17 protein-coding genes are annotated in these 26,065 nt (G+C 30.3%); 7 read left to right on the forward strand and 10 right to left on the reverse strand.

The features are described from left to right. Positions 1-29: 29 nt before the first annotated feature. From tssD to NAB20_RS01555, 3 genes are all read right to left on the reverse strand, one after another. Positions 30-416: a type VI secretion system tube protein TssD gene (tssD, locus tag NAB20_RS01545; protein WP_105195469.1), complete on the reverse strand. Its 387-nt coding sequence runs from the start codon at positions 414-416 to the stop codon at positions 30-32. 1,128 nt (positions 417-1,544) lie between these two features. Next, positions 1,545-2,732 carry a pyridoxal phosphate-dependent aminotransferase gene (locus tag NAB20_RS01550; RefSeq protein ID WP_088394497.1) on the reverse strand — a complete coding sequence of 396 codons (1,188 nt, stop codon included), beginning with the start codon at positions 2,730-2,732 and terminating at the stop codon, positions 1,545-1,547. A gap of 100 nt (positions 2,733-2,832) precedes the next feature. Then, the gene (locus tag NAB20_RS01555) at positions 2,833-3,927 is read right to left on the reverse strand and encodes an acyl-CoA desaturase (RefSeq protein WP_105195467.1); all 1,095 of its coding nucleotides are present in this window, start codon (positions 3,925-3,927) and stop codon (positions 2,833-2,835) included. Between the two features lie 106 nt (positions 3,928-4,033). On the opposite strand from NAB20_RS01555, the gene rsmG reads away from it, so the two are divergent. Continuing rightward, entirely contained in the window at positions 4,034-4,654 is a 621-nt protein-coding gene (rsmG, locus tag NAB20_RS01560; RefSeq protein ID WP_088394501.1) for a 16S rRNA (guanine(527)-N(7))-methyltransferase RsmG, read from the forward strand. Positions 4,655-5,213: 559 nt separating this feature from the next. Then, a complete protein-coding gene (locus NAB20_RS01565; RefSeq protein WP_123901372.1) occupies positions 5,214-5,618 on the forward strand; it encodes a hypothetical protein in 405 nt (134 codons plus the stop codon). Positions 5,619-6,015: 397 nt separating this feature from the next. On the opposite strand, the gene NAB20_RS01570 is transcribed toward NAB20_RS01565, so the two are convergent. From NAB20_RS01570 to NAB20_RS01585, 4 genes are all read right to left on the reverse strand, one after another. Beyond that, positions 6,016-6,153 carry a hypothetical protein gene (locus tag NAB20_RS01570; protein ID WP_375605404.1) on the reverse strand — a complete coding sequence of 46 codons (138 nt, stop codon included), beginning with the start codon at positions 6,151-6,153 and terminating at the stop codon, positions 6,016-6,018. Between the two features lie 657 nt (positions 6,154-6,810). Further along, positions 6,811-8,280 carry an RNA polymerase factor sigma-54 gene (gene rpoN / locus NAB20_RS01575; RefSeq protein WP_105195466.1) on the reverse strand — a complete coding sequence of 490 codons (1,470 nt, stop codon included), beginning with the start codon at positions 8,278-8,280 and terminating at the stop codon, positions 6,811-6,813. Positions 8,281-8,353: 73 nt separating this feature from the next. Beyond that, positions 8,354-9,799, reverse strand: coding sequence for an asparagine--tRNA ligase (asnS, locus tag NAB20_RS01580; RefSeq protein ID WP_088391433.1), 1,446 nt, complete (start codon positions 9,797-9,799; stop codon positions 8,354-8,356). A gap of 626 nt (positions 9,800-10,425) precedes the next feature. Next, positions 10,426-12,843, reverse strand: a complete 2,418-nt coding sequence (locus NAB20_RS01585; protein WP_375605405.1) for an RND family transporter — start codon at positions 12,841-12,843, stop codon at positions 10,426-10,428. A gap of 172 nt (positions 12,844-13,015) precedes the next feature. On the opposite strand from NAB20_RS01585, the gene NAB20_RS01590 reads away from it, so the two are divergent. Continuing rightward, entirely contained in the window at positions 13,016-15,286 is a 2,271-nt protein-coding gene (locus NAB20_RS01590) for a cation:proton antiporter (RefSeq protein ID WP_088391437.1), read from the forward strand. Here the strand turns inward: NAB20_RS01590 and NAB20_RS01595 are convergent. Then, positions 15,269-17,503 carry a DUF5686 family protein gene (locus NAB20_RS01595; protein WP_127823861.1) on the reverse strand — a complete coding sequence of 745 codons (2,235 nt, stop codon included), beginning with the start codon at positions 17,501-17,503 and terminating at the stop codon, positions 15,269-15,271. The two genes, NAB20_RS01590 and NAB20_RS01595, sit on opposite strands and share 18 nt — an antisense overlap. Positions 17,504-17,667: 164 nt before the next feature. Between NAB20_RS01595 and NAB20_RS01600 the strand changes: the two genes are divergently transcribed. The 4 genes from NAB20_RS01600 to NAB20_RS01615 are packed head-to-tail and all read left to right on the forward strand — an operon-like array spanning position 17,668 to position 22,720. Next, positions 17,668-18,339: a TetR/AcrR family transcriptional regulator gene (locus tag NAB20_RS01600; RefSeq protein ID WP_105195463.1), complete on the forward strand. Its 672-nt coding sequence runs from the start codon at positions 17,668-17,670 to the stop codon at positions 18,337-18,339. After that, entirely contained in the window at positions 18,336-19,988 is a 1,653-nt protein-coding gene (locus NAB20_RS01605) for a peptidase domain-containing ABC transporter (protein ID WP_375605406.1), read from the forward strand. The genes NAB20_RS01600 and NAB20_RS01605 overlap by 4 nt, the downstream gene beginning before the upstream one ends. A 3-nt stretch (positions 19,989-19,991) precedes the next feature. Further along, complete coding sequence (locus NAB20_RS01610; protein WP_088391445.1) at positions 19,992-21,344, forward strand: HlyD family secretion protein; 1,353 nt, start codon at positions 19,992-19,994, stop codon at positions 21,342-21,344. Next, complete coding sequence (locus NAB20_RS01615; RefSeq protein ID WP_105195460.1) at positions 21,344-22,720, forward strand: TolC family protein; 1,377 nt, start codon at positions 21,344-21,346, stop codon at positions 22,718-22,720. The genes NAB20_RS01610 and NAB20_RS01615 overlap by 1 nt, the downstream gene beginning before the upstream one ends. 135 nt (positions 22,721-22,855) lie before the next feature. On the opposite strand, the gene NAB20_RS01620 is transcribed toward NAB20_RS01615, so the two are convergent. Both NAB20_RS01620 and NAB20_RS01625 read right to left on the reverse strand, forming a co-directional pair. Beyond that, positions 22,856-24,847 carry a heavy metal translocating P-type ATPase gene (locus NAB20_RS01620; protein WP_105195459.1) on the reverse strand — a complete coding sequence of 664 codons (1,992 nt, stop codon included), beginning with the start codon at positions 24,845-24,847 and terminating at the stop codon, positions 22,856-22,858. A 10-nt stretch (positions 24,848-24,857) separates the two neighbouring features. Continuing rightward, positions 24,858-26,060: an efflux RND transporter periplasmic adaptor subunit gene (locus NAB20_RS01625; RefSeq protein WP_105195458.1), complete on the reverse strand. Its 1,203-nt coding sequence runs from the start codon at positions 26,058-26,060 to the stop codon at positions 24,858-24,860. Between the last annotated feature and the right edge of the window lie 5 nt (positions 26,061-26,065).

Consider the following 26,065-nt stretch of genomic DNA (forward strand, 5'->3'; position numbering starts at 1 on the left):
GCCCTTTTAGGACAGCCTCTTAGGTGTTGTTATACCCATTCGTTTTGGTAAGCGCCTGATCCTAATTCAATTTTTTTAGCTGAAATAGTAAAGGTTTCGGTTAATGGGTTTACGCCAGTTGAGTCGAAGTTTTCTCTGAATTTTACAACATAAGCTTCTGAGAATTTTAATTCTTTTAAAACAGCATCGCTATCTCTTTTAAAGAATTTTACACTACCGTCTTTTCTTTCAAAAGAATTGGTCATCCACTCAAAGAACGAAGTGTCTGCTGTTCCTTCAATAGTTAACTCAATTTTACCTCCTCTTGTTACGGTAGAAGGTCTACCTGTTGCGTCTGTTTCTTGAAATAACCCGTAATTTACGTTTAATACGGTGTACTCTTTTCCTGCTACTACTAGTTTAGATTTAAATGACATATTTATAAAGATTTAAAAAAAATAAAAAATACAAGGGATGTAGATACCTAAAAATAATATAAGGAATGATTGGGGGGTGTTAGGTTTTTGTAAGTATGTAGGTAAATTGTTTTGTTTGTGTGGTATCATCGTATATTTGTTTTTTAATAATAATAACCATTTATGGAAATACAACTGAGTCAAATATACTGTGTTTTTCAAGAAAAAACAAATGTTTTGTTAAAAAAATAGCTTCACTTTGTTTTTTGAATAAAAAAAGAAAAATGTATTGGTAAATAATAAAAGGAGTTGTGGTTACTAGTGTTTTTTAACTAGAATTTGGTATTAGACTTCATACGTGAGATGAATAGACAAAAAAGGAACAAAAGCGTAATCCAGTTGTAGTTTGTTACTTCGAATCAAGGGAGAAATTCATTGTTTAAGGTATGTAATTTTGCTTCTATTTTATAAATGACAAGATTACGAATCATTTTTATAGTAAATAAATCACTGTTTTGTTTGTTACTCTGGGAAGGAGGAGTTGTATAATTCTATCTAACTTAGCTAAAATTATTCTATACGAGATAAGATGGTGTTTGATTATTGATTGTCTCAAAGGGCTTCTAAATGGAAGCTTTTTTATATTTCAGCCAAAATTTGGGTTTAAACTAAAAACTTAAAGGGGTCTATTTTTTTAAGATGTTTTATAGATATTATTTTAAAAGTGAAAATATATAAGGGGGGATAATTTTACTTTTAATATTTGAAAACTAGAGAGAATGTTTCAAAAAGGAATTTGTATACGAACAAGGTTAATATAGTGAACCTTCTTTTTATTTTTTTTAAATGACAGAAGGAAAGATAATACCTTCTTTATCAAAGAGTCTATCTTTTAATCTGGGTTTATTTTGGTATATATAGGACAGACTGCATTCCTAGTTGGATAAATATTACAATGGCTCTCCAAAAAAATAGTATTACATTATCTAACTTTACTTACTTGTTTTGCTTTAACTAGGATCAAATAAGGTAAACAATTAAGGTAAGTTGCATGATCAAAATCATGGTAACTTTTACTTCGTTAAAATGACGAACTAGATGACTCTATAGCAATACTATTTTTTAGGATGGCCTTATTTTTTATTTGAATTAAGCTAAAGCTTCTCTTATTCTTTTAATAGCTTCTCTTAATAATTCTTCGCTGGTAGCATAAGATAAGCGAATACAATTTGGGTTTCCAAAAGCATCTCCTGTTACGGTTGCCACATTTGCTTCTGCTAATAAATACATAGCGAAATCATTTGCATCTTTTATTTCTTTTCCTCTTAAGGTTTTGCCAAAATATTCGGAAACATCTGGAAAGAAATAAAAAGCACCTTCTGGCATTGTAAGTTTAAACCCTGGAATTTCGGATAATAATTGGTATACTATTCCTCTTCTTTTTTCAAATGAATCTACCATATATTTAATGGCTTCTGGATTAGCTTCTACTGCTGCTTTTGTTGCGCGTTGTGCAATAGTATTTGCTCCACTGGTAACTTGACCTTGCATTTTTGTACAGGCTTTCGCAATAAATTCAGGTGCTCCAATGTACCCCATTCGCCATCCTGTCATGGCAAATGCTTTTGCTACTCCATTAACTGTAATAACATTGTTTTCCATTCCTGGAATAGCACCTATACTGTAATAGTTTCCTGTATAATTGATATGTTCATAAATTTCGTCTGAAACAACATAGATATTAGGATGTTTTTTTAACACTTCTGCTAATCCTTCTAATTCTTCTTTACTATAAACAGAACCAGAAGGGTTACAAGGAGAACTAAACCACATCATCTTCGTTTTAGGAGTAATGGCTGCTTCTAACTGGTCTGGTGTCATTTTAAAATTAGATGCTACTGATGTCGGCACTTCTACAGGTACTCCTCCTGAAAGTTTTATAATTTCAAAATAAGATACCCAATAAGGTGCTGGTAGGATTACCTCATCTCCATTGTTTAACATTACTTGCGCAATGTTATATAACGATTGTTTAGCTCCTGTGGAAACAACAATTTGAGTGGGTGTATAGTGCAAATTATTATCTCTTTTAAACTTGGCACATATTGCTTCTTTTAGATCCAAATATCCTTCTACTGGCGGATAGGCGGAATAATTATCATCAATTGCTTTTTTAGCGGCTTCTTTTATAAAATCGGGTGTATTAAAATCGGGCTCACCTAAACTTAAGCTGATAATGTCTTTTCCTTGTGCTTTTAATTCTCTTGCTAAAGCAGCCATTGCTAACGTTTGAGAGACCGCTAAATTGTTAATTCTTTCTGATAAAATAGTATTCATTGTGTTGAAAATATTATTAATTGGTTGGTTGTCTTTATTTTTGAATCTGTAAAGATTTTATACCCCCTAACTATTTTTATGTTTTTTGTTTATAGACTCTTTAAGCTATTTGTGGTTTTTGCCCTAATTCTTTTAAATGTTTAAAGTGAGAAATAATGGCAGCTCTAGTTGTTTTATATTCGTAATATGGCAAATTACATTCTCTAGCTGTCTGTTTTACTATTTCAGCAATTTTACCATAATGAATATGACTGATATTCGGAAAAATGTGATGTTCAATTTGATGATTTAATCCTCCTGTATACCAATTAATTAACCAGTTTTTAGGCGCAAAATTTACAGTTGTAAATAATTGATGAATAGCCCAAGTGTTTTCCATTTCGCCTTCTACATTAGGCACTGGTGTTTCTGTATCTTCTATTACGTGAGCTAATTGAAAGATAACGCTTAATATTAATCCCGCGGTATAGTGCATAACAACAAAACCTAATACTACTTTCCACCAAGTAATTCCTAAAACTATAGGGATTACTAACCAGATAGAAAAATAAATAATTTTAGTAACAATTAGCGTTGTCCAACGAATCGCTGGATTTATAAATTCACCATACGACAATTTGCGTTTTAGATAACGCTTCATTTGAAGAAAATCGGTTGTAATAGCCCAATTAAAGGTTAATAATCCATAAAGAAAGATAGAATAATAATGTTGAAATTTATGAAAACGATGCCACTTTGCTTGCTTACTAAAACGTAAAATACGCCCTGCTTCTAGGTCTTCATCATGCCCTGGAATATTTGTATAAGTATGGTGTAATACGTTGTGCTGAACTTGCCAGTTATATACATTTCCTGCTAATATGTAAATACTTCCCCCCATTATCTTATTTAACCATTGTTTAGAGGAATAAGATCCGTGATTTCCATCGTGCATTACATTCATTCCTACTCCAGCCATTCCTACTCCAATAACTACATTGAGTAATAGATAGGCCCAAAAAGGCATTTGCATACTGATCAGAAAAAAGTAAGGGGTTAAAAAAATAGTAAACATTACTATTGTCTTTAAATAAAGTTTCCAGTTACCAGTTTTTTGTATATTATTTTCCTTAAAGTAGTTATTTACTCTTGTGTTTAAGGTTCTAAAGAACTTCATCGAATCAGTTCTAGAGAAAATAGGTTCTTTTGTCTGCATAATTATTAAAAATGTTTTCAAATTTAATTATTAATAAATTGAATTGATAACGAAAAGAAAGAATTTTTAAACAGTAAATTGTTTAATTTTGTCAAAAAAAATAAAAATGGAGCAAATCCTTACCTATTTTCCTAACTTATCAGAACTACAAATCAACCAATTTCAAGCATTAAAAGCTTTGTATGAAGATTGGAATTCCAAAATCAATGTCATTTCTAGAAAAGATATTGATGAATTATATGAAAAACATATTTTACATTCCATGGCAATAGCTAAAATCCAAGAGTTCAAACCTGGCAGCACTGTTATGGATGTAGGAACAGGGGGGGGTTTTCCAGGAATACCTTTAGCTATTTTGTTTCCTGAAACCAATTTTTATTTAATTGATGTAATTGCTAAAAAAATAAAGGTCGTAAATGCGATTGCAGAGGATATTGGGCTAAAAAATTTAAAAGCAGAACAAAAAAGAGCCCATACTGTTAATGATAAATTTGATTTTATTGTAAGTCGTGCTGTGACAAATATGCCCGATTTTGTAGAATGGGTAAAAGGAAAAACCAAAAAAAACAACCGTCATCCCGAAAGAGCTAATGGTATCTTATATTTGAAAGGAGGCGATTTGAGTGAAGAACTACAAGATTTTCCAGAATCGATTCAATATAACATAGCGGATTTTTTTTCGGAAGATTTTTTTGAAACAAAAAAAGTGGTGTATTTACCAATGTAGTTTTTTAGATACAAAATGTTAGGAGACTGCTCTAAAAGATCGTAATCTTATCATTGCCTAAAAAAGTTCAAACTATCGTTAAAATAACAAACTAAACGTTTGGTTTGTCTGACTCTGTATCTATTTTTAGAGAGTTCAATCATTACAATTCTTTCTATTTGTCATAAGCCTTTACCTTAATTTAAAAGTCTAGTCTATTTTTTTCCTGGGCTTTTAAATTTTATTAGAGGCAAAAATCAAAGACTCGTTTATCCGAAGATTCTATCGGTAATCCCTTTCATTTTTTGATTATGTAATCCTATGATTATAATGAAAATAGACCTAAGATAATCTTCTGTATTTTATACCAGACTATGCGTTGGCAATTTATTATAAATTCTTTTAGGTAATATATAAACAAAATCAATGTATTGATTAAAAAAAATAATAACGGAACAGCATCTAAAATGAAAAAAAAGCATATATTGTGACATAAATAAATTTAAACTAAAAAACATTATTTTAATTAGTAATAACCTTAGAGTCCTAGTTGAAGGGAAGCTGCTAAAAAATCTATGTGATGAAGAAAATATTGTTTTTATTGATGGCGTTATTGAGCACGAGTATTGGTCTTGCTCAACTAGATACTAAAATAGATCATAGATTTGTTGGTTGTTGGGAAGGAACAGAAGTCGAACAGTTGGAAAAAGGGATTAGTAAACAGTGGCGAACATGTCGTTTTGCTAATGGCAGTTGTGTGTTTTCTTTCGTTTTTATAGATGAAAAGGACAATGTTAATGAAACTAATAAAACAGGAACTTGGTGGGTAGAAAATGGTAGATTTTATGAAATTCTAAATACAGAAGGAAATGTAGATGAATATGAATATGAATTTGTAGGTGATAGCATAAGGTTTACAGGCACTAAGCTTACAGGATACAAGAATACTTATTATACTTTTATGGATCATAAAATAGAGAATTAACATAATCCTTTTTATTTCATTAGCTATAAGAGGTTATCATGAGGATTTGAAAACATTAAGAATAAAATCAAAACTCAAAAATTACTTGATTCTAACTTTAAACCCCGTTTTGAGGACAAAATCCTTAAAAACGGGGTTTATATTTAATGTAAATTATGCTTTAGAAATTTATTACAAATAAAGAAGAAATTTAAACCCAGATTCCGCATTAGACTTCGTTGTGAAACAAAATTTTTTAATAAATTCAAGTGCTCACGGAAAATTTTAGAAGAAGAAATAGTGAACTATTTTGATGATTAAAATTTGAGTCCGTGCTTGAATTGGAAGAAAAATAAAGTGGAATAGATTTACTTCGTCTATTCGCTACGCTCGGGTCTAATGCGTAATTCTATCTAACTTATTTTAAGTAATTGATAAAAATTAAAATCTCTAATTTGATTTTATCTTGTCCTATGGCTACAAAATGAGAATGTGATCCGACATTAATTGCTGCCACATTGGGATTTACAATTCGCATTTTTTCGAAACTTTTCATAAATTTTCTTTTTATTAAAATGCGAGGAAATGTAATATCTTAGCTAAAATTATTCTATACGAGATAACATGATGTTTGATCATTGATTGTCTTAAAGGGCTTCCATTTGGAAGCCTTTTTACATTTCAGCCAAAATTTGGAGGGGATAAATTCATCATTTTTTACATAGGCTTTGCTCGCAAGTGCAAGTTAGCTCTCATTTGTCAAAGAACAATACTTTCTTGAAATCTGGGTTAAATCTAAAAAGCGTACTTTTTTATTGCATTAGGGCTGTCTTAAAGGTTCATATTTTTATCGTTTATAAAATAGGAACAAAATCACATACATTAAATAATGTAATTTCTCCCTTGGGTTCAAGTGACAAACTACGACTAGATTACGGCTTTTCTTCCCTATCTATAAAAAATGTTCATTTTTTGTTTTTCATCTCGCTCATGAAGTCTAATGCGGCATTCTATCTAACTTAGCTAAAATTATTCTATACGAGATAACATGGTGTTTGATCATTGATTGTCTCAAAGGGCTTTCAAATGGAAGCCTTTTTAGATTTCAGCCAAAATTTGGGAGGGATAAATTCACCATTTTTTGCATAGGCTTCGCTCGCAAGTGCAAGTTAGCTCTCATTTGTAAAAGAACAATACTTTCTTGAAATTGGGGTTAAATTTTTTTACGCATTCTTGCAACGGGTATATCTAACTGTTCTCGATATTTGGCTACTGTTCTTCTTGCAATAGGATATCCTCTTTCCTTTAAAATAACAGCTAATTGATCATCAGGAAGAGGTTTGTTTTTGTTTTCTTCTTTAATAACTTGTTGCAAAATTTTTTTGATTTCAATAGTCGATACTTCTTCTCCTTGATCATTCATCATGGCTTCACTAAAGAAATCTTTAAGTAATTTAGTTCCGTAAGGTGTATCTACATATTTACTATTAGCCACACGGGAAACGGTAGAAATATCTAAGCCAATCATATCCGCAATGTCTTTTAGGATCATGGGCTTTAATTTTGTCTCATCTCCTTCTAAAAAATATTCTTTTTGGAAGTGCATAATGGCATTCATGGTGACATATAAGGTTTCTTGACGTTGTTTGATAGCATCAATAAACCATTTAGCTGAATCTAATTTTTGTTTAATGAATTGAACAGCGTCACGTTGTGCATTTGATTTTTCTTTAGAGTCTTTATATGTCTTCATCATTTCTTGATAATCTTTAGAAACGTGAAGTTCTGGAGCATTTCTACCATTTATAGTTAACTCTAATTCATCATCATTGATCCGAATCGTAAAATCAGGAACTATATGTTCTGTTATTTTAGTATTCCCCGTAAAAGCACCTCCTGGTTTTGGATTAAGTTTTTCAATTTCATCAATTGCTTTTTTTAAATGTTCTTTGGAGACGTTGTGTTTTTGGAGTAATTTTTCGTAGTGTTTTTTTGTAAACGAATCAAATTGCTCCTCAATTATTTTAATGGCTAATTCAACTGATTCTGTTGGGGTCTTATGTTTCAATTGGAGCAACAAGCATTCTTGTAAATCGCGAGCTCCTACACCTGAAGGCTCTAATTCATGAATAATAGAACAAAGGATTTTGTTAACACGTGTCTCATCCGTATAAATAGCTTGAGTAAATGCCATATCGTCTACGATATCAATGATACTTCTACGTAAGTACCCATCATCATCCATACTACCAATTAAAAATTCGGCTATATCATTTTCTTCGTCTGTTAAAACAAATGTATTGAGCTGATTAATTAAATCTTGATGAAAGCTAACGGGGGCAACAAAAGGGGCTTCATATTCCTCCTCATCATCACTATAGTTATTACTTTGTGTTTTATAGTCTGGTGTTTCGTCGTTGCTTAAATATTCATCTATATTGATATCATTGGCATCAATGCTTTCTGAATCATCAAAATCATCATATTCATCGGTATCAAATTCGTCTTTTTCAAACTTTTCTTCATCTTCTACGATTCCTCCTTCTAAAGCTGGATTTTCGTTCATTTCTTCCATCAAACGTTGTTCAAAAGCCTGAGTAGGCAATTGAATTAATTTCATCAACTGGATTTGTTGAGGAGAAAGTTTTTGAGATAATTTTAAGTTTAAATTTTGTTTTAACATTTTTAGTATTCGATTATTTGTTGATTTGGTTATTATATTAAGTTAATAACCAAATCAACGAATCTATTATTTATTAGAATTCAGCATTTTGTGGGGTTCTTGGAAAAGGAATCACGTCACGAATATTAGTCATACCTGTTACGAATAGCACTAAACGTTCAAAACCTAATCCAAAACCTGAGTGAACGGCAGAACCAAAACGGCGCGTATCTAAATACCACCATAGTTCTTCTTCATGGATACCTAATGTTTTCATTTTTTCAATTAAAACATCTAAACGTTCTTCTCTTTGTGAACCTCCTACGATTTCTCCTATTCCTGGGAATAAGATATCCATTGCCCGTACTGTTTCTTTTCCAGGCTCTGTATTTTCGTTTAAGCGCATATAGAATGCTTTTATTTTTGCTGGATAATCAAAAAGTATTACAGGACATTTAAAATGTTTTTCAACTAAAAAACGTTCGTGTTCACTTTGTAAGTCGGCCCCCCATTCTTCTATTAAATATTGGAATTTTTTCTTTTTATTAGGGGTTGAATCTTTTAGGATATCAATTGCTTCTGTATATGAAACACGTTTGAAATTATTGTCCAAAACAAAACTTAATTTTTCCAATAAAGCCATTTCACTACGTTCCGCTAGAGGTTTTTGTTTTTCTTCGTCTAGCAAACGAGTTTCTAAGAATTTTAGGTCATCTGAACAATTCTCAACAGCATATTTAATCACATATTTGATAAAATCTTCTGCTAAATCCATGTTATCAGCTAGGTCATTGAAAGCTACTTCTGGTTCTATCATCCAAAATTCAGCTAAATGACGAGAAGTATTTGAGTTTTCTGCACGGAATGTAGGTCCAAAGGTGTAAATTTGACCTAATGCCATTGCGTATGCCTCTCCTTCTAACTGACCTGATACTGTTAAGTTTGTTTCTCTACCAAAGAAATCTTCTTTAAAGTTGATTGTTCCATCTTCATTTTTAGGCGTGTTTTCAAAAGGCAAAGCTGTTACACGGAACATTTCTCCTGCCCCTTCTGCATCAGAACCTGTAATGATAGGTGTATTTACGTAGTAAAATCCTTTTTGTTGAAAATATTGATGAACGGCAAATGATAAAGCTGATCGAACGCGCATAATAGCTCCAAAAGTATTCGTACGAATGCGTAAATGTGCATTTTCTCGTAAGAATTCTAATGAGTGTTTTTTTGGCTGCATTGGGAATTTTTCTGGATCACTATCGCCTAAAATTTCCAATTTAGTAACTTGAATTTCGTATTTTTGACCTGAACCACGGCTTTCTACCAATTCTCCAGTAACAGCTACTGATGTTCCAGTAGTAATTCTTTTTAAAGTTGCTTCAGCTGTATTTTCAAAATCAACGACACATTGGATATTATGAATAGTTGAACCATCATTTAAAGCAATGAACTGGTTGTTTCTAAAAGTTCTTACCCATCCTTTAGCAGTCACTTCATGTAATGTCTTCGTGCTGTTTAGTAAATCTTTAATTAAGGTGTGTTTCATTTTAAATATCTGATATTAAGTTTTAGAATTTATTAAAAAATTCTAATAACGCTTTTAACTATAATGTGCAAATATAGTGGATTTGAGTTAAAAGCGAAAGTTTGCTGTTATATGGAATACATTATATTTAGTAAAAAAACGCCTAAATGTGTTTTGTCTGTTTTTTATTATTTTTTTGGGGTTGGTTTTCTGTAAATCAACGTCGTTTTGACTCAGATTATGTGATAGATTTTATGATGAAACAAATAGAGTAAAAAACACCGCAATTTTTTCTCGTAGATATGAATATTTTAAAAGTAGTCACTTAACGCATGTCCTAAAAGCTTGCAATCTTATCATTTCGACCATAAAAAGACCCAAAAGCTTTACTCGAATAGACGAAGCAAGTCACATGGCTCGAATAACATGTTTATTTTTTTAAATCAAAGCCTCTTTTTTATCTGTAATAAATTTCTAACGTGTAATCGGGTTTAATCCTTTTAAACAAAACCATATTGATCATAATCTAATTCTTTTATAATTTTTAGGTCGTTATGTATTGTGTTTAGAATAGACCATTTATTTTCTGTTGTTTATTACAATTATTCATTTTTAAGGTTGCTATTAATACTCTTTTAGAATGATATTTAACTATTTTTTTCTGCGGCATCTACTTCCTCATCACTGATTTCTAATATGTCGATGATAGGTTTTGGCAATTCTTGTTTGTTAGCTAATGTTTTGTTTAATGAAAGGACTAATGAAGGGAGTAAAACTAAATTAGATAGCATACCAAAACTTAAAGTCAAAGCTACGAGTCCTCCAAGAGCTACAGTTCCTCCAAAGCTAGACAGCATGAATACGGAAAATCCAAAGAAAAGTACTATAGAAGTATAAAACATACTAATTCCTGCATCGTCAAATGTAGCAAATACTGATTTTTTAATTTTCCAATCGTTACGAGAAAGTTCTAAACGGTACTGTGCTAAAAAACGTAGTGTATCGTCAACTGACATTCCAAAGGCAATTCCAAAAACTAAAATGGTAGAGGGCTTTAATGGAATCCCTAAAAACCCCATTAATCCTGCGGTCATTAGTAATGGTAGTAAATTAGGAATAATAGATACTAATACCATTTTAAATGAACGAAACATTAGGGCTACTAATGCAGCTGTCAGGGCAAATGCCATTAATAAAGAAGAAAGTAGGTTGTCTAATAAATATTGAGTTCCTTTTTGAAATACAGATGGTTTGCCTGTAATGATAACTTCATAACGAGGAGATGGAAATAATTTATCAATTTTGGCACGTAATTGGGTTTCAATTGCTTGCATTTTTTCTCCATTTTCATCTTTTATGAAAGTAGTTATACGGGCGTATTGTCCTGTTGAATCTACATAACTTTTCATTATATTTTCTTTCGCATTTTTAGTTGCATTTTTTGCATAAGAAAGGATAAAGGCTTGCTCTTGAGTTGTTGGTAATTCGTAAAAATTAGGATTTCCGTTATAGTAAGCTTGTTTCGAATATTTTATTAAATTAACAATAGAAAGAGGTTTTGATAATTCAGGAATTTCAAGAATTGTTTCTTCAAGTTCTTCCATACGTTTAAGCATGGAAAGTTTCATAATGCCTTTTTTACGCTTAGTATCTATCATAATTTCTAAAGGCATCACCCCATCAAATTCTTTTTCAAAGAAGCGAATATCATCAAAAAAAGCAGTTTTTTTAGGCATGTCTTCTATTATGGAGCCTGATATTTTGATTTTATGAATTCCAATCATCCCAATGATTAACAAGCAAAGCGAAACGGTGTATACTCCTACTTTATTATGTTTTACGGTATTAATAATCCATTTAAAGAAGGAGGTTAAGTACTCTCTTTCCAGGTGTCCTAAATGTCTTGAAATGGGAGCAGGAATATAGCTAAAAAATACGGGTATAATAAGTATACATAGTATGTAAATAGCCAATATATTAATAGAAGTAATAACGCCAAATTCTACCAATAATGAATTGTTTGTCGCAATAAAGGTGGCAAAACCAAAGGCGGTTGTTAAATTTGTCATTAAGGTTGCAGTACCTGTTTTTGTTATGACGCGTTGTAATGCTTTTGTTTTGTTTTTGTGTTTGTAATATTCTTGATGGTATTTATTTATTAAAAAAATACAATTGGGTATACCAATAACAATTACAAGTGTGGGAACTAGAGCTGTTAAAACGGTTATTTCGTAGTTTAGTAAACCTAATAATCCAAAGGACCACATAACGCCAATTATCACTATTAAAAGTGAAATGGCAGTAGCGCGAAAAGAACGAAAAAAGAAAAAGAAGATAAGTCCTGTAACTAATAAGGCAGCTCCTATAAAAAGACCAATTTCATCAATAATGGTTTTAGCGTTTAGTGTACGTATGTAAGGCATACCTGATTTATGAAGTGTAATGCCTGTTGTTTTTTCGAATTTTTCTAGTTCAGGGATGAGCTTTTGAAGAACGTAGTCTTTTCGTTTTTTGGTGTTAACAATTTTCTTATCTATATAAATAGCAGAACGAATAGCTCCTGATTTTTTGTTGTATAACAAACCCTCATAGAAAGGAAGGCTATCGAATAATTGTTTTTTAATATTTGTTAAATAACTTTGCTTATTGGTTTGACTGGGATCAATAAGATTTTTTAATTTAAAAGTATGCTTTGCATCATCTTTTATAAGTGTTTTTAGATTGTCTGGAGAAATAATTAAATCTACCTCTGAATGTTTTTGAATGTTATTGATCATATTACTCCAAGCTTTAAAGATCTTGGGAGTAAATAGTTTAGTATCTTTTGTAGCAATAACTATAAGATTACCTTCTTCTCCAAACGTCTTTAAAAAATGTGTATAATCAATATTTATCTTATCATTTTGTGGTATTAAATTAGCTTCTGTTTGAGTAAAGCGTATGTATTTCCACTGAAAAGCTAATCCTATTGTTAATGCAATAACAATCGAAAGAACGATCATTTTGTTACGTAAAATAAGTCGGGCAATTAATTCCCAAAAACCGAGGCTTAATAATTTTTTCATATTCTATAAAAGCGATTACAAATTTAGAAAAACCAATTCTATTTTTTTAGTCAATTTGTCTAACTTTTATGGATCAAATTTTGTAGCATTATTTTTTAATTAAATATTATAATTATTATTTTATTTGAATACATATTTTAGCATATTTGTAAGGATTATGTATTTATAAAAAATGAAAAAACTTAAAAACGCTATTTTTTATTTTACCGTTACGGGAGTGTTTACTGCTTTGATGTATTGGATTGTACAACAAGGGAAAAATTTGGAAATAGGACGGAAAGTTATAGCTCCTAATTCGGGTCATACACTATGGGGTCAATTTTTAGAATCACTTATTCATAATGTAAAACATCCTTTAGCTATTTTATTGGCACAAATTATAACAATAGTTATCGTAGCTCGTTTTTTTGGTTGGATTTTTAGAAAAATAGGCCAACCATCTGTAATAGGTGAAATTATTGCAGGGATATTTTTAGGTCCTTCTGTCGTAGGAATGTATTTTCCAGAATTTACAGCCCTAATTTTTCCTGCGGAATCTTTAGGAAACCTACAGTTTTTAAGTCAAATAGGTTTAATCCTTTTTATGTTTGTGATAGGGATGGAATTAGACTTGAAGGTTTTAAAAAACAAAGCTAATGATGCTGTAGTAATAAGTCATGCCAGTATCATTATTCCTTTTGCATTAGGAATGGTATTAGCCTATTTCGTTTATCACAAATTTGCACCACAAGGAGTAGAGTTTTTGTCTTTTGCTTTGTTTTTAGGTATTGCTATGAGTATTACGGCATTTCCTGTTTTGGCACGTATAGTACAAGAAAGAGGCTTGCATAAGACAAAATTAGGTACAATTGTAATTACTTGTGCAGCAGCTGATGATATAACAGCTTGGTGTTTATTAGCTGCGGTTATTGCTATCGTAAAAGCGGGTACTTTTGCTAGTTCATTGTACATAATTGCATTAGCTGCTGTTTATGTTTTGATTATGTTATTTCTAGTTAAACCATTTTTAAAGCGAGTGGGAGATTTATATTCAAAAAGCGAAAGTTTGAGTAAACCTGTAGTAGCCATTTTCTTTTTAACCTTAATTATCTCTTCATATTGTACTGAAATAATAGGAATTCATGCTTTATTTGGCGCTTTTATGACAGGTGCTATTATGCCAGATATTGCTAAGTTTAGGCATATTTTTATTGATAAGGTTGAAGATGTATCTTTAATATTATTACTTCCTTTATTTTTTGTATTTACAGGATTAAGAACACAAATAGGTCTTATTAATGAACCCTATTTATGGAAAATAACGGGTTTTATTATTTTGGTTGCTGTAACCGGTAAATTTATTGGAGGTGCCCTAACTTCTAAATTTGTCGGACAAACATGGAAAGATAGTTTGGTAATAGGTGCTCTTATGAATACGCGCGGTCTAATGGAATTAGTCGTACTAAATATAGGATATGATTTAGGAGTACTTACTTCCGAAATTTTTACGATGATGGTTATTATGGCTTTAGTAACCACCTTCATGACAGGACCTGCTTTAGATTTAATTAATTTTATTTTTAGAACAAAAGATAAAATTCTTCCGGAAATAATAGAAGGAGGATATAAATTCAAAATATTAATTTCTTTTGGAAATCATGAAAAAGGAAAATCATTATTAAAAGTAGCAAATGCTTTAACTAAAAAACAAAAGGAAAGTTCTGTTATTACTGCTATGCACCTTTCTGTAAGTGATGAAATGCACGGATATAATACGGAAGAATATGAAAAAGAATCGTTTGTTCCTATTTTAGAAGAATCTAAAAATTTAAGCCAAGAAATATCTACTATTTTTAAGGCAACTGTGGATATAGAAACGGATATTGCTGAAGTAGCAGGAAAAGGAGATTATGATTTATTGCTAGTTGGTCTAGGAAAATCGATTTTTGAAGGTTCTCTTTTAGGAAAAGTAATAGGCTTTACCACTCGATTAATCAATCCAGATCGTTTATTAGACAAGTTAACCGGTAAAGAAGGATTGTTTGCTAATTCTATATTTGATGAAAGGACAGAACAAATAATTTCTAAGAATAAAACACCTCTGGGAATATTAGCTGATAATGAATTACAATCTTTAGATAAAATTTTTGTTCCTTTCTTTTGTTCAGAAGATGCTTTTTTGGTAGACTATATCCAAAAGTTTGTTTATAATAATAACTCTAAGGTAAATGTAGTAGATGTAAAATATCAACTAGAAAATAATTATTTAATAAAAAACGCAATTGAGTCATTAGACAGAGAATTTCCAGATAATATTTCAATAGTTAAAGAGGATCAAGTTCAAAAAGCCTTTTTAGTGAAACAAGATTTGATGTTAATCAGTCTTGAAAGTTGGAAAAAATTAGTTGCATCTAACAATTTATGGTTAAGCAATTTACCATCGGTATTAATTATCAAACCCTAAATCAATTAGCAAACTTAGTTTTATAGCTAAATTATCTTTAAAAGTAGGTAACTGATTAGGCCCAAATCTGTAAAAGCTGGATATTCCTAAACCATTATAGATTTGGGTTATTTCTATACCTGATTCCCAATACCCTTTTTCGAGTGTTTTGAATACAATTTCTTTATGATTATTCTTTGAATTAAGATTTCCTATTCCATATCTTAAAACAGTATTAAAAACAGGTTTTATTTGCCTGCTGATTTCCCATTTTGGAAACTCATATTGAATATGACTATAAAACTGTTTATTTGAAAAAAATTCGTTAAAAAACATTGTTTCAAAACTATCGCTACCGGCAAAATTAATTCGCTCTATTATTTTTTCTTTTTGCAAATTGTTAGGAGAATGATTATATAAATGCGTGATAGGAACTCTACCGTTTATATAACCCATTTCTAATTGAAAATCAATTTTATGATTATTGAACACTCTCTTTTGATATTCAAATCGAAAATCATATCGCGTATATCGAAATAATTCATTCATTGAATTAGGGAGTGTTTTGGAAAATTGAAAGGTAAACGTAGGATATTCCTTTTTATACTCAATTCTACCACTAGGAGTTTGCATGTATTGACTAAAAGGATTCCATTGCAAGGAAAAGGTAAACGCATCCAAATAAAATTCTTTATAAGCCTTACCATCTAGCTCGTAATGATACTTAAATAAAGGGATAATATTACTTTTTGTTATTTGAAGAATAGACTCTGTTTTAGGAATTATTTTATTTTCTATAAAAGCTCTAAAAGTACGATGATTGTAAAAGGTAGTTAGGTTAAAAGGACGTGAATCGTAAATTTTAAATATTTTTTTGTCTATTTCAAGATACTCATTAGCTATTTCTGCTACATCATCTTGGTAACCCAAACCAATCCATGATTCAGAAGTACGACCTAGTAAGAAAGCTACTGAAGCCCCTTTCTTAAAATCATAATCTTTAGTTCCGTAGCCAAAATAAGCCTCTGTTTTAAGAAATTTAGAAAAATGATCATTGGTAATGCCACCTGCTCCTAAACGTATTCCTTCGTGATTATTATATTTAAAAAGATATCGTAAATCCAGATCAAAGAAACCTATAGGATAGTATCCTTTAATAATTTTACGCCCAATTTTGAGTTTATGCTCATATTTTCGAGTTTCTATTAAGCTATCTAAAGAAAGATAGGTAGGCAAACTTCGTTTATCAATAGAGTCTTTAAATGATTCAAACCAAATAGCTTCTTTTCGTTTGCTGGCGTTATCTGATAATGCTATAGGAAAATATTTTTTATCAATTAGAAAATCCCCTAAAGTTAATTCTGAATATTGAGTCGTAACGATTATTTCGATAAAATCGGTCGCGTATTTTTTTCTTGTGGGATTGTATTTTTTTTCTGAGTTTTCAAAAGTAATATACTCACCCAGAATTTTTACAGGATGCTTACTGTTTCCTTTTTTTAAAATTAATTGAGTATGCAAAGGAAACCAATTCTTTGCTATTTTGTTGTAGGTATAATGATGAATAGAATGACATTCAATTTTTCCTAATGTATAATAGTCCGCTTTAGCAATATTAAAATTTTCAGAATCTATATAAAGTTTACCCTGTATTAAGTTTAAATCGTTTTGTTTTTTTGGACTAAATGTTATTTCAATCAGTTTGCGATTTTGTTCGGAGGTATAACGAGTGATAGTATAAACATATTTTTTTAAACCCTTTTCTGAAATAGGATTTATATACTCTTTTTCGGCAATTTCTAATTTGGAATGATGTAAATTAAAGGGCTGTAATTGTAGTGTAAAATATTCAGCTATTGGTTCTTTAAAACCAGCCATGCGCGTCGCAATTATTTCTTCCTTTATGTTGTGATCTTTTTTTGTGATTACTGAAATTTTTTCGGCTTGATACAAATGTTGCTTGGAAATTATTTTTTTGAATCGGTAATCTGATGAATCAATTTCTTTAATGATTTTATTCCCTCTTTTAAATTTATAAAGAGTATCTATATAACCATAAGAACTTTTAGGATTAGCTGTAATGATTAGGTTGTTATAACTTGTTAATTTGTAATTAGATGCCTGGTTTATCTCTTTATAAAGTAACACTTTTTTGATATAAAAATCAGCCGTTTCCTGACTATATAAATAGATAGGAAATAAAAAAATACAAATTATCAAGTAGTTGTATTTAAACATTGGGGCTTTTTACTCAAAATTACAAAAAAGGTATTTAATTTTATAAAAAGGTATTAACAAGATTCACTGTATTGCTGCAACAAAACACCAAAATAAAAGTTAAACTTTTATTTTTAACAGTAATACTATTAATTTTATTTCTATATTTGTTATAAACATGAAATATGAAAGATATTTTTTCTAATTTAAAAATAGCGGTTAACAACAAATTATACGTTAAGGATCCTGAGACTTCAGAATTAGGAAGAAAAATTATCAAACATAGTATTCTTCTTATTGATGAGATAGGTTTTGAACTATTTACATTTAAAAAGCTGGGTGAACGTATCCAATCTAATGAGAGCTCTATTTATCGTTATTTCGAAAACAAACATAAGTTAATGTTATATTTATCTTCTTGGTATTGGAGTTGGATGGAATATCATATTGTTTTTAGTACAGCCAATATTGTAGATGCAATAGAAAAGTTAGAAAAAGCAATTCAAATAGTTTCTCAAGATACAAAGGATGACACTAATACACCGCACATAAATGAAGCTATCTTAAATAGAATTATAGTTTCTGAGTTTACTAAAACCTTTTTAACAAAAGAAGTGGATGAAGAAAATAGATCAGGTTATTTTTTAGTGTATAAGAGAGTAATCAATAGGATTGTTGCTATTATTAATGAAATAAATCCATCTTATAAATACGCAAAAAGTTTATCTTCTACTATAGTAGAAGGAGCATTACATCAACAATTTATAAAGCAACATTTTAAAACTATTACTAACTTTAATGAAAAAGACGAAGTCTCTGATTTTTTTATTGATTTAGCAAAAAAAACTATATTATGACGCCATTTGAACGATTTAAAAAACTTATTTCTTTAGATAAAAGGGATATTTCTCAAATTTTTTTATACGCTATTTTTGCAGGAATAATAAGTCTTTCATTGCCCTTAGGTATACAATCTATTATTAACTTTATACAAGCAGGACAAGTAAGTACTTCTTGGATTGTTTTAGTTTTTATAGTTATAGTAGGAGTTGCTTTAGGAGGTACTATGAAAATAATGCAATTTCGAATAACCGAAAATTTACAACAAAAAATATTTGTTCGTGCTTCTTTTGAATTTGCTTACCGATTTCCAAGAATAAAAACAAGCGAATTTCGTGATGAATATCCTCCTGAATTAGCCAATCGTTTCTTTGATACCTTAAGTATTCAAAAAGGCGTTTCAAAATTATTATTAGATATTTCAACGGCATTATTACAAATTTTATTTGGCATTGTTTTGTTATCCTTATATCATTCTTTTTTTATTTTTTTCGGAATCCTATTAACCGTTTTGTTGTATTTAATTTATCAAATGAATTTCAAAGCGGGATTAGCAACCAGTTTAAAAGAATCTAAATACAAATATAAAGTAGCGCATTGGTTACAAGAAATAGCTCGTAATCATATTAGTTTTAAAAATCAAAATTTATTTTTATTCTCTTTAGAAAAAAATGATAAATTGGTAAATGAATATCTAGAACAAAGGGAAAGTCATTTTAAAATACTCCGTAAACAATTTATCCAATTAGTAGCATTTAAAATTTTATTAACAGCTGGTTTATTAATAATTGGAGGTCTTTTAGTCCTAAATCAACAAATGAATATAGGACAGTTCGTAGCAGCTGAAATTGTTATTTTAAGTATTGTAACTGCTGTTGAAAAATTATTCTCAGGTTTAGAATTATTTTATGATGTACTTACTTCATTAGAAAAACTAGGAACAGTTGTAGATAAAGAAGTTGAAACACTCGTAATAGAAAAAGGACTGTATAAATTGGAAAGAAAAAGTCCTATAAGCATCGAAACAAAAGATTTAGCTTTAACCTATAAAGGATCCGACACTTCTGCTTTATCTCATATAAATATAAAAATAGAATCAAAAGATAGAATCTTAATTAAAGGAGATAATGGAGCAGGAAAGTCAACCCTTATCCGTTTACTAGCACGGTTAATAGAACCTACTTCAGGAACCATTTATCTTAATAACGTCAATTACAAGAAATATTCATTAGAAGAGTTTAGAGCTATCATAGGGGTCATCACCCTTAATGAAACGCCATTTGAAGGAACTATTCTTGAAAACATTACGGGTAATAATCCTACAATTACTATGGAACAAATAGCAAATGTTTTAGAAAGAGTAAAATTAACAGAAGTAATTAAAAATCTTCCCAACGGATTAGACACACAACTTTTTCCAGAAGGTAAGCAGATTAATTCATCAGTAACTCAAAAAATTGTTTTAGCACGCTGTATTATCCAACAACCTAAAATTTTATTTCTTGAAGAACCCGTAGACAAAACAGATGATAAATCCGCTAAAGAAATAATTGATTATCTAACTAGTAATGAACATGATTGGACACTAATTGTAATCAGTAAAGACCTATATTGGGAACAAAAATGCAATAAAATATTTACTATAGATAACGGTCATTTAGTCTAAATTATGCTTAATATAACACACAATAGAATAGAAAAATCAGTTGATTTAAACAAATATAAATCAACCAAAGTATTTGCTCAAAACGAACAATACAAAATCATAAAACGAATTTTTATAGGAACCGGATTTTTATTAATCCTATTCCTTTTTCTTCCTTGGACACAAAATATAAAAGGAGGAGGCTACGTAACAACCCTTAAGCCCAATCAACGGCCACAAGAAATTCAAACAACTATTGCAGGACGTATAGAAAAATGGTTCGTACAAGAAGGCGATTTTGTTAAAAAAGGCGATACAATTGTCTATATTTCAGAAATTAAAGAAGATTATTTTGATCCTAATTTAGTTCAAAATACGGGCAATCAGGTTAAAGCTAAAGAAAATGCCGCGGTATCTTATAGCCAAAAAGTAAAAGCTCTAGATGGACAGATGAATGCCATAGAAGCAGAAAAAAAATTAAAATACAAACAAGCCCAAAATAAACTAAAACAATCGTACTTAAAAGTTAAAAGTGACAGTATAGACCTAGAAGCTGTAAAAACCCAACTAAAAATCGCTCGTACCCAGTTTAACCGTTCAGTAAACTTAAATAAAGAAGGATTAAAACCTTTAACAGATGTAGAAGAAAAAAGAATAAAACTTCAAGATGTAGAAGCCAAAATAATAACGCAAGAAAATAAATACATTGCTGCTAAAAATGATGTATTAAATGCTCAAATGGAACTCAATCGTATTCAAGCAGAATATGCTGAAAAAACAGCTAAAGCAAGTAGTGACAGACAAACCGCCTTGAGTTCGAAGTATGATACAGAAGCACAGGTAAATAAATTAAAAAATCAATATGCAAATTATACCATTCGAAACGGACTATATTACATTACAGCACCACAAGATGGTTATGTAAATAGAGCTTTACAATCAGGTGTGGGAGAAACAATAAAAGAAGGAACCTCTATTGTCAGTATAATGCCTGCCAATTTTGAAATTGCAGTAGAAACCTACATAGACCCGATTGATTTTCCTTTAGTAAATAAAGGAGAAAAAGTTCGCGTATGGTTTGATGGATGGCCTACTATTGTGTTTAGCGGATGGCCTGATGCCTCTTATGGTACTTTTGGAGGTGTTATTGTAGCTAAAGAAAATTTTATTAGTGATAATGGCAAATATAGGGTTCTCATAGCACCTGATCCAAAAGATAAAGAATGGCCTACTTTATTGAGCATAGGAGCGGGAGTTAAAACATTAGCTTTGCTAAATGATGTCCCTATTTGGTTTGAAATTTGGAGAACTTTAAACGGTTTCCCTCCTAATTTTTATAAAGTAGAAAAGAAAAACAAAGAAGAAAAGAAAAAATAATGAAACAACTATTTTTAATACTTTTTTTAATTCCGATACTAATGAATGCACAAAACAAAGAACTCACCTATACGGAGTTTTTAGGTTATGTAAAAAAATACCATCCATTAGTTAAACAAGCCAATTTAAACATATCCGAATCAGAAGCCTTATTAATGCAAGCACGTGGTGCTTTTGATCCAAAAATAGAAGTTGATTTTGATCAAAAGAATTTTAAAAACAAAAATTATTATGCCCTTTTTAGTAGCAGTTTTAAAATTCCAACTTGGTACGGAATAGAGCTAAAAGCAGCGTTTAATAATAGTGAAGGTCTTTTTGTAAATCCAGAAATGACAACACCTAATAAAGGCTTAACTTCTCTTGGTATTAATGTGCCCATTGGACAAGGTTTATTTATAAACCAACGAATGGTTGATATTCGTAAAGCCAAAATAGCCCTTACACTTAATACCGCTGAACGTGATTTACAAGCTTTAGAAATATTATATGAAGCATCCGTAAGTTATTTTAATTGGAAACGTATTTATAACGAAGTACAACTATATGAATCTTATCTAAAAAATGCTTCCATCCGTTTTAAAGGAGTTGAAAAACTCATAGAACAAGGCGATAAACCCGCTATAGACAGTATAGAAGCAGGAATAACAGTAAGAAACCGACAACTAAATCTAGAAGAGGCTAAATTAAAATTAACAAAAGCTAAACTAGAAGTCTCGAATTATATTTGGATGGAAGACAATATTCCATTAGAAATAGAAGATACTCTTTATCCTGAAATTGAATTAGAAAAAACAATACGGAATACTTTGTCAAAAATTCAATGGAATAATTGGACTATTGAAAACCATCCAAAAATAAAAGCATTAAATGCTAAAATAGATATGTTAATCATAGAACAACGTTTAAAAGCCAATGCTCTTTTACCTAAGTTAGATGTTAGTTACCATTATCTTTCAGAACCAGATTATTTTACAAAGTATCGCTTTCAAGATTATAAATTAGGCGTAAATCTTACAATGCCTTTATTTCTAAGAAAAGAAAGAGGAAGTTTAAAATTAGCTAAATTAAAAGTACAAGACATACAATTTAGTTTACAGTTTGAAAAACAACAAATAAAAAACAAAATAGAAGCATTAAATCAAGAGCGAATATCATTAGAAAAACAACTTCAAATTAACAAAAAATTGGTGTCTGATTTTGAAAAAATGCTGTCAGCAGAAGAGCGTTTGTTTACCATAGGAGAAAGTTCTTTATTTCTTATTAATACCCGAGAAAACGCTTTAGTAAGTTCTAAACTTTCTGATATTGCCTTAGAAAATAGATTTTATAATCTATTGATTAGTGTTTATAAATCATGGGGTAACTATGCTTTATAAAAAAGTTGTGAACTAGGTTCTACACTTCAATTTTTGTTTTGTTTTATTAAAAAAACACAACCCCAAAATAAAGAGTGTTAAGGGTTCGGGGTACATTTAATTGAAAAGAACCTAGTCCAACTTATAATTTCTAATTTAAGCTGTAAATTTCATTTGTTGAATCCTAATAGCATTTAAAATAGCTAATAAAGCAACTCCAACATCTGCAAAAACAGCTTCCCACATGGTAGCCAAACCACCTGCTCCAAGTATTAAGACAACACTTTTTACAAAGAAAGCTAAACTAATATTTTGCCAAACAACTTTTTTAGTTTGTTTTCCAATTTCTATTGCCATAGGAATTTTACTAGGCATATCATCCTGAATAACAATATCAGCTGTTTCTATAGCAGCATCGCTTCCTAGACCTCCCATAGCAATTCCAATATTACTTATAGCAATTACTGGTGCATCATTTACACCATCACCTACAAAAGCCACGGTTTCATTTTGATCTATAATTTCTTTTACTTTATTTACCTTATCCTCAGGCAATAAATCACCAAATGATTTAGTAATTCCTAATTTAGAAGCTACAAATTTTACCACCGTATTCTTATCGCCACTTAACATAGTCGTTTTTACACCTAAAAATTTGAGTTTGTCAATTGTAATTTGTGCATCTTTTTTGATACTATCCGCTATTGTAAGATACCCTACAAAATGTTGATCATAAGCCACTGCAATCAAGGTATAAATAATATAATCAGGGTTTATATTATATGAAATATTAAATTTATCCATTAATTTAAAATTACCTACTAATAATTCTTTTCCATTTACAGATGCTTTTAATCCATGACCTGCTATTTCTTCTACATTTTGCAATACAATAGAAGGATTTATTTTACCAACATATTGCTGAATAGCGGAAGCCACAGGATGTGTACTTTGACTCTCAAGAGCGTTTACCATTTCTAAAATTTCATTTTTGTTGAAATTAGAATTAAAAGAAACTTCTTGAACCTTAAAAACACCTTCAGTCATAGTTCCTGTTTTATCCATTACTACATTTTGAATATTAGCAATACTGTCTAAAAAATTACTCCCTTTAAATAATATCCCATTTTTAGAAGCAGCTCCAATGCCTCCAAAATATCCTAGAGGAATGCTTATAACCAATGCACATGGACACGAAATCACTAAAAATACTAGGGCTCTGTACAACCAATCACTCAATACATAATTAGGAACAAAGCAAATCGGGATAATACAAATTAAAACAGCTAACAAAACCACAATAGGAGTATACAGTTTTGCAAATTTTCTGATAAACAACTCGGTTGGAGCCTTTTGTTGAGTCGCATTTTGCACTAATTCAAGGATTTTAGACAATTTACTATTTTTGTAATCAGTCGTTACTTTAACTTGTACAACTCTGTTTAGGTTTATCATACCTGCTAAAACTATTTCTCCTTTTGATTTTGTATCAGGTTTACTTTCTCCAGTTAGTGCAGCTGTATCAAAAGCTGCTTTTTCAGAAAGGAGCTCACCATCTAAACCTAATTTTTCTCCTGGTTTTAATTGCACTATATCCCCTATTTTGGCTTGAGAAGCTTTTATAATTCTTGAAATATTATTTTCAACAATGGTTACCTCATCGGGTCTCTGATCTAATAATAATTTAATATTAGTTTTAGCTCTGGTAACAGCTAAAGTTTGAAATACTTCTCCAACGGAATAAAAAAGCATAACGGCTACACCTTCTGGAAATTCATTTATGGCAAATGCACCTATAGTAGCAATAGACATTAATAAAAATTCGGAAAAAAAATCACCTTTCCTACTGCTTATAAAAGCTTCTTTTAAAACGGGAAACCCAACAGGAAAATAGGCTATTACATACCAACTTATTTTTATCCAACCTGTAAACCATGATTGAGTAATATAATTTTCTAGGCAAATAGCACCTAATAATAAGATAAAGGATATTATAGGGGGAAAAAACATTTTAAAAGAACTAACGTTCGTATCATGATGATGACCATCGTGATCTGAATGTATTTCTTTCGTAGTACAACATTCCGCTTTTTTATCGGAATGTTGTGCTGCTTGTTCGTTTGTATTGTGACTATTTTGATATTTCATTTCAATAAATTTAATGTTCGTGTTGGCCTCCTCCTTTAGATTGTGATAATAAATAAAAAGCTCCTTTTGTGACAATTTTAGTATTGGAAGGAATAGACTCTATTAATTTTATTTCCGTATATCCTAAATCAGTTGTACCAGGAACAACTTCGAGTGCTTTAAAATGAATTTCATTTTCTTCTTCTTTTTCATTTTCATGTGCTTCTTTTGGATCTTCTTTATGAGAATCTTCTTGGATATAGATATAATATTTTTCTCCATTTCGAACTACAGCATCTTTAGGTAAAGCTAAAACGGTTTGATTGGTAACATTAATGTTAGCCGTAACATACATCCCTGTAATTAAGTCTTTGCTATAACTAGGGTTTATTTTAGCATGAACAGCTACCGTTTTACTTTCATTAGAAAAGGATTTGTTAATCCCAAAAATTTTCCCTTTGATCATTCGATTGGATTGATTTGTTAGGATAAAATCTACTTCTTGCCCTACTGCAATTTTATCTAAATCTTTTTCGTACACGTTAAGATCTAGGTGCATTTCACTATTATTTACTACCTCAAATAAAGCCAATCCTGTATCTGTAAATGCGCCTTTTGTAATATTTATTTTTCCTATATAACCACTAATAGGAGCTAAAATAGGAATTAATGAAGTACTCCCCTTTAAGCTTATATTTAAAGCTTGTAGTTTGTTTTTTGCAGCTTGTGCTTTGGCTTTTTCAATAGTTAATTTGGATTTTACTTCTTGAAAAGTTTTTTTAGGGTTTACGTCTTCATCACTTAAGGTTTTTTGACGATTATATTCTAATTGTAAATAATCAATATTAGCTACAGCCGTTTGATAATCCTCTTGAATTTTAGTTACTTCTAAGTTTTGAATGGTAGCTAAAACTTTTCCTTTTTCTACATACGTTCCTTCTAAAACATAAATGTCTTTTACTATACCATTTATCAGTGTGGAAACATTGGCTTTGTTTTGAGGTGGTACAGTTGTGTAACCACTTGCTTTTATGGCACTGTTTAAATTTTTGCTTTCTATTTTTCCTGTTTCAATACCAATAGTTTTGTATTGTGCTTTCGTTAAGGCTACCTCATTTTCGGATTTTTTTTCATGAGAATCTTCCTTTTTGTTTTCTTTACAAGAAGAAAAAAGAACTAAAACAAAAATATTAAGCAGTAAGAAAAATTTTAATTGTGATTTTATATGATTCATTTTAA

It is taken from the genome of Flavobacterium davisii, assembly GCF_042182265.1.
Lineage (GTDB): Bacteria > Bacteroidota > Bacteroidia > Flavobacteriales > Flavobacteriaceae > Flavobacterium > Flavobacterium davisii.